This is a genomic window from Salegentibacter sp., from assembly GCF_036568425.1.
Lineage (GTDB): Bacteria > Bacteroidota > Bacteroidia > Flavobacteriales > Flavobacteriaceae > Salegentibacter.
Window position 1 is genome coordinate 21838 of sequence record NZ_DATCSO010000092.1, and the last position, 13543, is coordinate 35380.

Genomic DNA, 13543 nt, shown 5'->3' on the forward strand with positions numbered 1-13543 from the left:
GAGCCTTCTGGCAAAGTAAAATTAAATTCATTACTACACCCGCATGCTATTGCTGAGCTTTAGCGTTGAATTTATAACTAATTCCGAACATCACCAGGTCGGTGGTCATTTCATAAGCCACTTCACTTCCGGGGATAGCTCCATTAGGAGGATAATTTTGTGCAAACATTGGGTTAAGCAATGGACCTGAAGTTTGGCCATCGCTGGCTCCGTGGTGATAAACGGCATCCAGAATAAAGCTTTCGCCAAGCTCATAGCTTAAACCAAATTGGTATGCATTTTTAATAATCGCCGTAGCCGGAATATTGAAGAATGCGATTTCTTCCGGAATAGGGTTTGAACTATAGGTGTAACCCACACGTAATGGCAGTTTATTTATTCCTTTATACTGAATTCCAGCAGAGATCACATCCATATTTTCCCAGCCAAAGCCTCTAACTGAAGCATTTTGAGTCCATCCGGTTTCAGAAAAACCATCGGTGTTTTCATAATCTACCATACGGTAATCCAGAGCCAGATCGAAATCACCTGCAGAATAGCCTACACCAAGCGAAAGAATAGCAGGATAATCCATCCTAAATTCACTGGTTGAAGTAGAATTATCCAGATAGGTATTTTCAAATTCAAAATCACTGAAGTATTGGTTAGTCTTGTAAGACGCTCCTGCTTTAAAGCCCATTTGTGAATCATAAAAAACACCTACCTGCCCGCCAAAGCCTATAGCCGAAGCCTTATCGGTTCCAGGATAACCAGCCGTCATACTTGGATTAGCTGTTGGGTTTGGTAAAAGTTCAAGAGCTGAATAGTTAATAGTTGGATTTATCCCGATAGAAAATTTATCAGAGAGCTCATAAGCATAAGCGATTCCTCCCTGCAGCAACATATAATCTGATTCGATATGCCCGAAACCTCCCATATTCTGAGGCATACTAATAGGGTTACTCATATTTTCAGGAAAGTCTACTCCAAAGCCCGAAATTCCGAAGAGGAAAGCACCAAAAGTATGCTTGCTGTCTTCCTTACCCCACACCATAGCCAGAGCCGGCATTGGAGAGGCACCACGATCATCCTCGGTATACCCGCTGTAGAAGTTCCCGGTGGGTTGGCCTGTTTCATCAAACTCAGGCACGGTAGAATAAAGTTCAGGAGACGAAAAGAATAAGCCCAAATCAAATTTTATAGTTTTTTCGTCAAAGGTGGAAATTGCAGCAGGGTTCCAGTGTAGGGCTCCTGAAATATCTAGAGGCTGCCCTGTTGCGGCACCACCCATAGACATGTTTACAGCGCCCATTCCTTGCATTATGTGTCCGGCCTGAGAAAAGGCTACGGCCGAAAACAATAAAAAGCTAAGATTGATAATTTTTTTTAACATAGTTGATAAAGTTAGGTGATAAGAGGATTATAAAAAATAACCGAAAAGTCTGAAACCCCCTATAAACAAACAGTATTCGGATAATCAAATATACTCATTAAGACACTATAGGTGTATGATTGTCATCAGGTTTTGATAAGAAACAGAAGCTTTTAATTTGATAACCCATTTTTTATTTTATATGTATCAATTGTGGTTGTATAGTATTTTATTTTTTCATATATAAAATTAATTATCAAGCTTTCAAATTCTGCAAATTTCGTATTTTAGAACAGGTATAACTTTCTTTTTATCAGCTTGTAAGATGATTACCTGCCCCACTTACCTACCCTAAAACAGGCATTCTATGATATGATAACCCAACGCCCTATTTAAGACATTTAAAGTAACTGGTTTAATTAAATAAGATGGCAGAATTTCACTGGCACCATTACAGCGCAGAAGAGATCCTTAAAAAGCTCAACGTTACCCCGGCAGGACTATCTTCGGATGAAATCCCTGAAAGGATGGAAAAATACGGCCGAAATACCCTGCCCTCTGCCAAAAAACTAAGCTTATTCAAGATCATCCTCAACCAGTTTTTAAGTCCGCTAATATACGTCTTACTGGTGGCAGCGATAGTTTCTATTATACTCAAAGAATATTCAGATGCCGGTTTTATAATTGTAGTCGTTCTTATCAATGCCATCATAGGTGCTTTTCAGGAGTGGAAAGCTGAGGCCAAGGCTTCGGCCCTGGAACAGATGATAAAGCTAAAAGTGCGCGTAAAACGGGATGGGAGAAGTTTTGTGATAGATGGGGAAGAACTGGTTCCCGGCGACATTGTAATTCTGGAGTCGGGCAATAAAGTTCCTGCCGATATCAGGATAATCAGGGAGACCAATCTTACTGCCGAAGAAGCCATTCTTACAGGGGAGTCCCTTGCCATAGACAAGATAAGCGAGCCCCTGGAAGAAGATAATGTTCCTGTAGCTGAACGTTTCAATATGTTATTTGCAGGAACTACTATCAGTACGGGAAGAGGAACCGGTCTGGTTATCGCAACGGGAAAAGAAACAGAAATAGGAAAGATAGCTTCCTCCCTAAAAAACTTAAGCATAGGAAAAGCTCCCCTGGTAAAGCGAATGGAAAAATTCACCAAACGCATCAGTATAATAATCCTTATAGCTGTTATTATTTTGGGGATAGCAGGTTATTACAGTGGAATTCCGATAAAAGAGATATTCTTCTTCGCAGTGGCGGTGGCTGTTTCGGCTATTCCGGAAGGCCTGCCTATAGCCATGACCGTGGCTCTCTCCATAGGAGCTTCCAGAATGGCAAAAAGAAATGTTATTATAAGAAAACTAACTGCCGTAGAAGGTCTTGGTAGCTGTACCTTTATCGCTACCGATAAGACAGGTACCCTAACCGTAGACCAGCAAACGGCCAGGGCGATAGTTCTTAACAACAACCAGGTTTTTAGCCTTACCGGAGAAGGATATAACGGAGAAGGAAAGATCAGGAATGAAAACGATTCTGAAGTTAATTTGGATGTCTCAGAAGATCTTAGACAAATTATAAACAGCATAACTATTTGTAATGAGGCTGAGTTGTTTAAAAACAACGGCGACTGGAGCTATTCAGGAGATCCTATAGATGTGGCCTTGTTAAGTATTGCATACAAGGGAAATTCTTCCCCAAAAGAGCTACTTCAGAGTACAGAAAAAATAAGCGAAATCCCTTTCGAATCAGAAAGACAATACGCGGCGGTGTATTATAAGGAAGACCAGGAATTAAAAATCGCTTATAAGGGGGCGGTAGAAAAACTACGCCCCAGGATAGACGAAAAGAAATACAGCAAGCTTCTTGAGGAATCGGTGCGCTATGCCCAGAATGGTTACAGGATCATAGCTGTGGGAGGCGGAGTTGTTGACGAGATAAAACCTATAGGAGAATTACCGGAAATGGAATTTCTGGGTTTTATTGTCCTTATAGATCCATTAAGGCCGGAAGCAAAACCGGCGGTAGAGGATTGTTACCGGGCGGGAGTTCAGGCGGCTATGATCACGGGAGATCATCCGGCAACGGCCCTGGCCATCGCAAAAGAGATCGGAATCGCAAAAGGGAAAGATGAACTGATAAGTGGAAACGAGTTGGAAGAAATTCTCGCCCGGGGCGAAGAAAACTTCCGGGAGATCTTAAGAACAAAACATGTGTACTCCCGTGTTTCCCCGAGTCAAAAACAATTAATAGTAAAAGCTTTACGGGAATCGGGACATTTTATCGCGGTAACCGGGGACGGGGTAAATGATGCTCCGGCCCTGAAAACAGCAAATATTGGGATAGCCATGGGTTACGGGACTGATGTGGCCAAGGATACCGCCTCAATAATTTTAAGCGATAATAATTTTGCCTCTATCGCTGCCGGCATTGAGGAAGGTAGATTTACTTATGCCAACCTTAGAAAGATAATCTATTTATTGATCTCTACGGGAGCAGCCGAACTATTAAGTATTGGAATGGCACTTATCGCAGGCCTGCCCCTGCCCTTCCTTCCTGTACAACTGCTCTGGTTAAACCTTGTCACCAACGGAATACAGGATGTGGCTCTCGCTTTTGAAGCCGGAGAGAAAAAGGTAATGACCCAGAAACCCCGAAAACCAGAGGAAAGTATCTTTGATCCCCTAATGATCAAACAAACTTTGGTGTCTGCTTCGGTTATCAGTATGCTGGCCTTTGGCCTATGGTATCATTTGCTAAATAATCTAAATTATGAGGAAAGCACGGCCCGCAATCTCATTTTATTATTAATGGTATTACTTCAGAATTTCCACGCGCTCAATGCACGCTCAGAAACCCGGTCGGTATTCAGAATTCCTTTAAGTAATAATTATATCCTCCTTATAGGCATCCTAACCGCACAGGGTATTCACATTCTTGCCATGCACATTCCCTTTATGCAGGAGCTACTATCACTGGATGCGGTTTCTGGAGTAGAATGGATCAGGTTATTCTTCACCGCAGCTTTAATTCTGGTGACAATGGAAATATTTAAAGTCTTTCACAGCAAGTGGAGTTAATTCTAACTTAAATAACCGGATTCAACTGAAATAAACCATTTATTTTCAAACATTAATAAAATCTACTCCCCCTTAAAGAGGGGGTACATATCCCCTTTTTTAGGATAATATACTGTTTATAAGCCCCTTGGCTAATAAGACCTGAAAAATTTCACCCTAAAAAGGGATTGTGGATAGTACTCTTTTCATCTACTTTTACATATAAGAAATCACAAGTACGCAGAAGCTAAACCCTTCAGTTTTCTGTAAGGAATTACCGGGAAACCTACCTCCCGATCCAATTCAAAAAACATTGATTCCCAAAATTCAGAATTCTGAAGTGATCCCAATAACACAAATTTGACGATTAAAAACAGAATTATTAATCACTAAATATTATTGTTATGAAAAATTTAATTTTTTATTCGTTGTTGATTTGCTTTTTTGCAACCGCAGAAGCGCAGGAAATCACTAAACTAGACGAAGCCAGGATTTTTATGAACCCGGTTTCTGAGAAACTTATTGCTGGAAAAGCTGATGAATTCACCTTTTCAGTAAAGGAAAAATACACTGGAGAGTTTATGCAAAATCCCGTTAGATTTATGGTAAATAACTTTGATATCCTTGGTTTAATCGAACATCTGGATAAGGGTTATGATACTTATCTTGTTAGTTTAAAAACTTCAAAAGGAGCTTTAAACGCAGAGTTCGATGATGAGGGAGAATTAGGAAGACATAGACAATCTTTTAAGGATGTTAAACTTTCAAGAAAAATTATGGTAGATCTATACCGCGATCACAAAGGCTGGGCCGTCGTAGGAAATAAATATGTTGCCCGTGGAAAAGGAGACCAGATTAAAAAAGCTTATTATAAAATAAAACTGGTTAAAGGCAATAAAAGTCAAAGTATTAGACTGGACGAGGAAGCCGAAGATGGTAGACTTGCCATAGACTAAAAAATGTGTTTAGAAAAAGAGCCTTCTCAGGCTCTTTTTTTTTGTTCAAATATCACTGATCTGTATTTTTAATTAATTATACCGAAACTATTTCAGGTTAATTTTCTCTGTGAAGACCTTTGCTATAGCCTCCTTGCCACAGTGTACATTTAGTTTCTGATAGATATTCTTAAGATGAGACCTGGAGGTCTCAAAAGCCATATTCAATTCACTGGCAATACGCTTTACACTAAGTCCTTTTATAAGAAGTTTCAGGACCTCAATTTCTCTGTCGGTGAGATTGTAATTCTCTTCATTCTTTTTTGAAGGTTTTCTAAAAGATTCAAGTACAAGCTTAGCTATGGCGGGAGACATTGGTGCACCGCCATTTTTCAATTCATTAACCCCTTCGTAAACCTCTATAAGCGAAGAGTTTTTAAGAAGAAAACCATTAGCACCACGACAAAAACACTTAAAAAGTTTCTTTTCGTCTATGTCACTGGTATAAATAAGGATAAGGGTTTCTGGTTTCTCTTTTTTTATTTCTGAAATCGCAGCAACCCCTCCGGGCAGTCCCGCATCAAGGATTATCAGATCTGGTTTTTCAAGCCTAAGAATCGAATCGATATTTGTAACATTTTCGTAGGCTCCTAAAACCAAATATTCCCCTCCACTTTCCAAAACCGCTTTAAGCGATTTCCGAAGCTTTTCATCACCTTCAAACAACAAAAGTCTGGTTTGCATAATTAAAAAATATAAAAACAAAAGTTTGAGCGTATAAAGGCTTTTGAGGAAAAAGCTTTAAGACTGAAATTTTTCAGTTTAAAGATTAACAGGTCGAAAAAAAATCGGCCGGGGGAGAGAATTTGTATAAGAAGTCTAAAAGACGTTTTCAGCAAGTAATAAACTGAAATACTTTTAAAAAAAAACAGCTTGGAGTAAGAGTGGTTTGACACAAATATTTGTTCTTCCCTCAAGCTGTTACCAGGTTTAAGAATTAGAGGAAGAGCATATATCAGGCACCACTTTTCCATAAGACCAGGGTTAAAAAATAATGGGGGAGAAAATCCGGGAGGATTTTAAATTTAATGAATATTAAATTAACCACAAAAATTAAATCTCACTGATTTTCAATAAAAAATAAGGGTTTTCCTGTAATATTTATTGATTAAACCCGAAGAAACAAAACCTTAATATTCAGGATTTTAGCTTAAAGCTGAAAGTTTATTTAGAATAACAAAATTTCCGCGGCATTCGGGAAAATTACCCGGCAGTAATGCATAACTTCAGGTTTCCTTAACCTTGATAATTTTCACCGGACAGGCGGCTGCTGCCGCCTCAGCCGGTTCCAGGATACTATGGTCAGGAGATTTCAGCGTATGAAAGCCTTTGTTATCTGTAGCTCTCAAAAGCACCGATTTACCATCTTTCCTGGACATCTGAAACTGGCCCGGAGCGAGCTCCACACAATAATTACAACCAATACACTTGTGGCGTTGCAAGGTGATTACTACCATTAGGCCTCTACTATTTTATATAGTTTATCTGAAAGCCTAACCCTAAACGGAAGTTTAATAGTACAGGAATCTCCTTTGATTGCTTTTTGGGCACTGGCTTCATCCACAAAAAATTCATTAAGCTGAAGTTCCTTAGCACCGGTAGTTGGACCGGTAATCAGGAGTTTATCTCCTTTTTTAATATCGTATGCCTCAATTTTAAATTCTGCGATTCCGGCTTTAGGGAAATAATGCACTCCTTTCCCAACATATACTTTTTTCTGTGTGGCCTGGGAACCGGAGGTTTTGCTCCACTCCCCGAGTTTCTGACCAAGATAGTAGCCGCTCCAGAAGCCACGATTGTACACGGTTGCCAGCTGTTCCATCCAGGCATCCACTTTTTCCGAAGTAAAAGTATCATCGTAAAGCGCATCTATAGCCTCACGATATACACGGGTTACCGTAGCTACATATTCAGGGGCTCGACCACGACCCTCAATTTTAAGAATCCCGATGCCGGCATCCATTACCTGGTCAAGAAAATCGAGGGTACATAAATCTTTAGGCGACATCATATACTCGTTATCGATCTCAATCTCAAAACCGGTTTCCTGGTCGGTCACGGTATATTTCTTTCGACAATTTTGTTTGCAGGCTCCACGATTAGCCGAGGAGTTATCAGAATGCAGACTCAAATAACATTTTCCTGATACCGCCATACACAGCGCTCCGTGTCCAAAGATCTCGATCTTCACCAGCTCGCCTGAAGGTCCTTTTATCTGTTCTTTTTCGATCTGCTCGGTGATCTTTTTTACCTGGCGCAAGCTTAACTCCCGGGAAAGCACCATAGTTTCAGCAAATAGGCTGTAAAATTTCACCGTTTCAATATTGGTGACATTAAGCTGAGTAGAGATATGTACCGGAATTCCTATTTCTTTTGCTGAAGCGATCACCGCCTGGTCTGAAGCGATCACCGCTGTAATCTCTGCCTCTTTTGCTTTGTTCAATAGTGTTTTAATGAGTGAAAGATCATGATCGTAGATAATAGTATTAAGGGTGAGATAGGTTCTCAGGTTTTTTGCTTCACATCTGCGGGTGATTTCCGGGAGGTCTTCCATCGTGAAATTCATCGAGGCTCTTGCCCGCATATTAAGCTGATCTATTCCAAAATAAACTGAATCGGCACCATTGTCAATAGCTGCCTGCAAGGATTCAAAATTTCCCGCCGGAGCCATAAGTTCAATCTTTGTCTTCATTTTAAAACTGTTTAGTGATAGTTTTTATTCCTGATTTCAGGAAATATTCTCCCACCCAAATTGCTTCGGTTGAAAAAACACTGCAAAAAAAACAAAAATCCCATCTTTCCATTGTGATTAAGGTCATATTTGAACACATTTTTGAGCTCTTTCTTTGTCCTAAAATAAAGACTATGAACGCAAGCCTCGATATTAGTGCCCTTCCGGAAGGACATCCGGTAAAGATCTATTTTAAAGAAAAAGAACTCATCCAAAAATTACTGGGAGAACTTAAAGAAACCGACCCTGCTTTTGAAACCCAGAAATACTATAATATTTTCAACCAATTACAAAGCATTGAAAGGCGTTTTGAACGAAAAGAGAACCAGTTATTTCCTTTTTTGGAACAAAAGGGGTGGAATGGCCCAAGCCAGGGGATGTGGTCTTTCCATGATAATCTCAGGGAACAATTCCGGTTACTTCGGAAAAAGATCGCTAAAGGAGAATATAAAGAAGTTGCTGCTGATGCAGGGTTTTTAATCAGCGGAATTCATCGTTTGCTTCTGATCGAAGAAGATGTGCTCTTTCCTAATGCTCTGGAAATTCTTTCAGAAAAGGATTGGATTGAGGTGCGCAAAGGAGAAGAAGAAATAGGTTGGATGTTAGTTGAGACTCCGGTTGCCTTTCCGAAGAAAGAAGAATATATCCATCCTGCCCAGGATACTACTAAGAGAGAGCTTACTTTCAGCCTGGAGAATACCTCGCATTATGATGAAGGCTATATGACTGTAGACCAGGTCAACCTGTTATTAAAAACAATGCCCCTGGATATTACTTTTGTTGACGAAAACGACAAGGTGATCTTTTACAATCGCGGAGAGGAAAGGGTTTTCCCAAGAAGTGCGGGGATTATTGGGAGAGAAGTTAGATTTTGTCATCCACCCAAAAGTGTGGGAACCGTATTAAAGATCCTGGAGGAATTTAAAAAAGGAACTAAAAACGAAGCTTCCTTCTGGATTAACTTTAAAGGCAGACTTATTTACATTCGCTATTTTGCGGTAAGAGATTCAGAGAAAAAATACAGGGGAGTGATAGAAATGTCCCAGGATATTACCGACATCAAAAAGATTGAAGGAGAAAATCGTTTACTGAACTGGGATTAACAACCAGATATGTTCTTGTAGTTCAAAATTATTATCTTTAGCTAAATAAGAATTCTGAAGCTATTTTCAGAGAAAAAATCAATCACTATGAGAGCATTATTAATTGCAGGACTATTAAGCTTCACAGGCTTTGGAGCTACTGCCCAGGAGGCCGAAATCCTCCCGAAGGAAATTCAGATAAAAACAGCGACCCTTGCCGCACCCGAAGAAGACCGGGACGGGGCAATGGTGTATGGTTATAATGAATCGGGAAAAATGATCGTTCTGAGAGAAGGAACCAACAATCTGGTTTGCCTTGCCGATGATCCCAACCGAAAAGGAATCAGCGTTTCCTGTTATTCCAAAAAACTAGATCCTTTTATGGCCAGGGGAAGAGAATTAAAGGCTGAAGGGAAGGAGATGATGGAAATACGGGAAACCCGCAGAAAAGAAGCAGAAGCCGGCAGCCTGAAACTACCGGACTCTCCAAGTATGACCTATATCTTAAGCGGGGATGATAAAAATTATAACAAAGAAAGCGGAGAACTAAAGGATTCTCATATGCGGTATGTAATTTATATGCCCTATGCCACAACCGAGGAAACCGGCCTTCCGGATAAACCAAATCTACCTGGAATGCCCTGGTTGATGGATCCCGGGACGCACCGGGCCCACATTATGATCACGCCCCCGAAAGAGCAGTAAAAATTATTGAGCCCCGAAACCTAAAAGTTTCGGGGCTTTTTTCAAGGTAATTCCGAAGAAAAATTTGCAACTAATTTCTGTGCCGGTAGCGAATGGTTCTTAATTTCCAGTAACCCATTTTAAAATAAATAAAAGCTACAATAGCGGCAAGAAAATTAGAGAAAGGAAAAGCCCACCAGATCCCTTCAAAGCCTAGTCCGGTATTATTTGAAAGTACAAAGGCGAAGGGAAATCTTATCATCCACAAGGAAAAAACCGAAATCAGCAGCGAGGCCTTGGTAAATCCAGCCCCGTTAAAGACCCCATTTAATACCTGTTGTACACCAAGCAGCCCAAAACTGGGCGCCATTATTTTAATAAACAAAGAGCCATCTCTTATCACGTCGGGATCTTCAGGAACAAAAAAAGCGGTTACCGGTTCGGCAAATGCAAAGAGCACCATCCCCACCGCGGTAAGACCAAAAAATGCAATTTTAGCACTCAAATTCCCTATGAGCTCTGCCCGTTTGATCTTCCCTGCCCCAATATTCTGACCTACAAGGGTGGTTGTAGCCATCGCAAAGCCTAAAGCAGGAACAACAATAAGGCTAAGGATGCGACTCCCAATTCCATAGGCAGCCACTACCTCACTTCCAAAACTCGTTACCAGCATTATAAGAACGGTCATTCCCGCGGCCCTGGTAGACATTTCCATACTGGAGGGAATTCCTATGTTGAACATACGCCGGGTCCAGGGGAAATCGAATTTCATCTGGCTGAAACTTATCTTTATCCCCTTCTTTCCGCGGAAAAGAATAATAAGCCCCGCAAGGGCAGATAAGCCCTGAGTTACAATACTTGCAACGGCAGCTCCGGCTACCCCATAGCCCGGGATTGGGCCATAGCCAAAAATAAACAGGGGATCCAGAACCAGGTTAAGAAACACAGTTGCCAGAACAATGTACATAGGCAGGAGGACGTTCCCTATGCCTCGCATTAAAGACTGGAAGACATAGAACATGAACAAAAAGATAAAACCCCAGGAAGAAACCTGGAAATAACTTACTGAGTCCTCCAGAATCTCGGGGCCTGCCCCTATCAGTTTCATCAAGGGGGCTGCCGAAAAGTAACCGACAACCGCAAGAAGCACCGAAATAAAGAAGATCACAAAAACCGTTTGGGAAGAGCTGTAATTTACCTGAACCTGGTCTTCGGCTCCTTTAAACTGGGAGACAATCACCGTTCCGGCCAGGGTGAGACCTGCTCCCAGGCTAAGGATAAGAAAAAGTATAGGAAAACTGATACTTACAGCCGCTACGGCATCAGCGTCTATACGTCCGAGCCAGAAAGTATCTATCAACTGATAGGCCGTTTGCAGAATATTAGCCAGAATTATAGGCCAGGCCAATCCTACCAATGAATTGAGAATTTTACCTTCGGTGTATTTTACCTGTCTTTTCTTAGCCACGGAAATGTAAGTAGTTTAATGCTGCAAGTAAGGAAAATATAGATAAAGCCAGGCCAGCATAGCTACTGAAAAAGATATTTTAAGGATTATTTATGTAAAAAATGAATAGCAGCAAAGTTAAGTTTCTATTTAACTTCACAAAAAAACCTCCTTACATCGAGAGCAAAGAGGTTCCCTTATTCCGAAGACTTCCTGATGGGGGGCTTCGAAAATCAGTTCAACTAATTTAATGAAATTTCTTACAAATAAGGAAAAAAGTATTCAGGAATTTCTCAGGGCCTTAATGAGTTCATCTTTGGTCATATCGCTTCGCCCTTCAATGCCTACATTCTTAGCCTGTTCATAGAGTTCTTCTTTTGTACGTTTCTCATATTTATCTGCCTTCCCTCCTTTTTTTCCAGATTTAGGATCGTTAGCGATCCGGGCTGCCTTTTGTTTACTCATTCCTTCTTCCCTGAGTTCTTCATACTGCTCGTCATTCTTAATACTAGGTCCATGATCTTTAGCCATAATTCAAAATTTTAAATTCTGAATTCAAGTTAAGAAAATTAGATTATGATGAAGGTTAAAATTTTCAAAGGATTTTCTAAATACTTCCTTTATTTAGAGTGTTTTAGAACCCCCGAGGCGTTAAAAAAAATAAGTTAAAACCTTCTGTTTTCCAGCTGAATTTTTTTATATTATTGATGTCATCCCAAGCAGTTTACACAATAGGAAATCAAACATGAAAGACTATGAAAGCAAACATGAAAGACTCGGTAAGAAGGTTAAGGAAACTCTACATATTAAATAAGAACCTTGAACTATTTTACCAAAAAATCAGGGAGAAAGAGAAAAGACTTTTTTTAAAAGGGCTGTTGTCCAAATTGATCAGGCAAAAAAAGAGGTTTAACAGGGATATTCAACGTCATCTAATGCGCTATGGAAAGATAGATCCTGCAACTGATGCCAAGGGGTTAGCCGAATCGGATAAATCTATGCCCGAGGTTGGTAGGGAAAAGATAGAAACGGTATGCCTTAAAATGGAATTAAATTCTTACAAGCTCTGCCAGGAAGCCCTTGCAAAAACTACAGTAGGCGAAATAAGGGCTACTTTACTGGAGAACCGTCAACAAACCAGGGAATTGCTTGACAGTCTAAAAACGATGAATAAGTATGTTATATAGCTTTATTAAAGACGATGCCATTTAGTTTGAAACAGACTTACGGCTATTTGTAGAAAAATAGTCAGGATTGCTGCTACAGCCAGGTGTTGAAGTGCAGTAATAACTCCCAAAGTATAAGAATCACTAAAGCGGGATGGATTCCTGAAGAGATTAAGTGCAAGCTGAGTAAAATATCCAAAGGCACCAAAGGCTAAAACAAGAAAAAAATAGGTGAGTTTAAAAAAGAAATTATCTGTTTGGATCCATTTATAATATACTGAGACCACCATCATTCCAACCCAACTTAACCAGATGCTTAGTTGATATCCGGTGATATCAGCCCTTATTTCCCCCGGATTTTGTGCGGAAGAAAACAACTCTAACACTTCATACGCCATATAAACGGGGTACAATAATAGAAGGATAAAAACCAGGAGCAGGATTTCTTTTTTCTTCATCCTTAAAAGGTAACAAAACTAATTTTAAAGCAAAAGAAAATCCCGGGCCAGATAGCCTCCTACGGGCCCGGGAATCTTTGATTGGCTAGCTCTAAGAAGTTAATTCTGTAATTTGATTTAAGTCCTACTTGAGAAAAAGCAATTTTTTTGTAAGAGCAAAAAGCAGAAAGAACCCCTTAATTTTAAATCATTTACGCATTAAATTTAGATTTAAACCAAATCAATATCAATAATTTTAACGTTTTTAACGCTATTATCAGCAATTTATCAAGCCAAGAATTATTTAATCGATATATCTTCTGTTTTATCGGGTAAAGATCATTATTTATGGGATAAGACTGGAAAACCTTTAGGCCTGTATGCCGTCCCCGTGATCTCTAATCGGGACTGGCTTCTTAGCCGGTAGCTTTTCAGTGAAGTTTTGGCCACAAAAAAAGCCCTTCATTTCTGAAGGGCTCAATAAAGGGGTGGAAGACCGGTTTCGAACCGGCGACCTCCGGAACCACAATCCGGCGCTCTAACCAGCTGAGCTACAACCACCATTTTAATTGCGGTTGCAAATGTAATTTA

The 13543-nt window shown here is 40.2% G+C and carries 12 protein-coding genes and 1 tRNA gene; 5 read left to right on the top strand and 8 right to left on the bottom strand.

Features of this window, described 5'->3' with window-relative positions:
* Window positions 1–46: 46 nt before the first annotated feature.
* Window positions 47–1372, bottom strand: coding sequence for an OmpP1/FadL family transporter (locus VIM94_RS08840; RefSeq protein ID WP_332038933.1), 1326 nt, complete (start codon window positions 1370–1372; stop codon window positions 47–49).
* A gap of 407 nt (window positions 1373–1779) precedes the next feature.
* Here VIM94_RS08840 and VIM94_RS08845 point away from each other — a divergent pair, with 407 nt between their 5' ends.
* Window positions 1780–4431: an HAD-IC family P-type ATPase gene (locus tag VIM94_RS08845; protein ID WP_332038934.1), complete on the top strand. Its 2652-nt coding sequence runs from the start codon at window positions 1780–1782 to the stop codon at window positions 4429–4431.
* Window positions 4432–4814: 383 nt separating this feature from the next.
* The gene (locus tag VIM94_RS08850) at window positions 4815–5366 is read left to right on the top strand and encodes a hypothetical protein (RefSeq protein WP_332038935.1); all 552 of its coding nucleotides are present in this window, start codon (window positions 4815–4817) and stop codon (window positions 5364–5366) included.
* A gap of 87 nt (window positions 5367–5453) precedes the next feature.
* Here the strand turns inward: VIM94_RS08850 and VIM94_RS08855 are convergent, their stop codons facing one another.
* The 3 genes from VIM94_RS08855 to VIM94_RS08865 form a co-directional block, all read right to left on the bottom strand.
* Window positions 5454–6089: a response regulator transcription factor gene (locus tag VIM94_RS08855; protein WP_332038936.1), complete on the bottom strand. Its 636-nt coding sequence runs from the start codon at window positions 6087–6089 to the stop codon at window positions 5454–5456.
* Window positions 6090–6631: 542 nt separating this feature from the next.
* Window positions 6632–6862: a ferredoxin gene (locus VIM94_RS08860; protein WP_332038937.1), complete on the bottom strand. Its 231-nt coding sequence runs from the start codon at window positions 6860–6862 to the stop codon at window positions 6632–6634.
* Window positions 6862–8097, bottom strand: a complete 1236-nt coding sequence (locus VIM94_RS08865) for a peptidase U32 family protein (RefSeq protein ID WP_332038938.1) — start codon at window positions 8095–8097, stop codon at window positions 6862–6864. The genes VIM94_RS08860 and VIM94_RS08865 overlap by 1 nt, the downstream gene beginning before the upstream one ends.
* A 173-nt stretch (window positions 8098–8270) precedes the next feature.
* Between VIM94_RS08865 and VIM94_RS08870 the strand changes: the two genes are divergently transcribed.
* Both VIM94_RS08870 and VIM94_RS08875 read left to right on the top strand, forming a co-directional pair.
* Window positions 8271–9239, top strand: a complete 969-nt coding sequence (locus VIM94_RS08870) for a DUF438 domain-containing protein (protein ID WP_332038939.1) — start codon at window positions 8271–8273, stop codon at window positions 9237–9239.
* An 87-nt stretch (window positions 9240–9326) separates the two neighbouring features.
* Window positions 9327–9923, top strand: coding sequence for a hypothetical protein (locus VIM94_RS08875; RefSeq protein ID WP_332038940.1), 597 nt, complete (start codon window positions 9327–9329; stop codon window positions 9921–9923).
* A gap of 70 nt (window positions 9924–9993) precedes the next feature.
* Here VIM94_RS08875 and VIM94_RS08880 read toward each other — a convergent pair whose 3' ends face one another.
* Both VIM94_RS08880 and VIM94_RS08885 read right to left on the bottom strand, forming a co-directional pair.
* Entirely contained in the window at window positions 9994–11370 is a 1377-nt protein-coding gene (locus tag VIM94_RS08880; RefSeq protein ID WP_332038941.1) for an MATE family efflux transporter, read from the bottom strand.
* Window positions 11371–11631: 261 nt separating this feature from the next.
* Window positions 11632–11880 carry a DUF7218 family protein gene (locus tag VIM94_RS08885; protein ID WP_332038942.1) on the bottom strand — a complete coding sequence of 83 codons (249 nt, stop codon included), beginning with the start codon at window positions 11878–11880 and terminating at the stop codon, window positions 11632–11634.
* 224 nt (window positions 11881–12104) lie between these two features.
* Between VIM94_RS08885 and VIM94_RS08890 the strand changes: the two genes are divergently transcribed.
* Window positions 12105–12536: a hypothetical protein gene (locus tag VIM94_RS08890; RefSeq protein ID WP_332038943.1), complete on the top strand. Its 432-nt coding sequence runs from the start codon at window positions 12105–12107 to the stop codon at window positions 12534–12536.
* A 5-nt stretch (window positions 12537–12541) separates the two neighbouring features.
* Here the strand turns inward: VIM94_RS08890 and VIM94_RS08895 are convergent, their stop codons facing one another.
* On the bottom strand, window positions 12542–12973 hold the full coding sequence (locus tag VIM94_RS08895; protein WP_332038944.1) for a hypothetical protein: 432 nt from the start codon (window positions 12971–12973) through the stop codon (window positions 12542–12544).
* Between the two features lie 465 nt (window positions 12974–13438).
* Window positions 13439–13514: transfer RNA gene (locus VIM94_RS08900), tRNA-His, on the bottom strand.
* Between the last annotated feature and the right edge of the window lie 29 nt (window positions 13515–13543).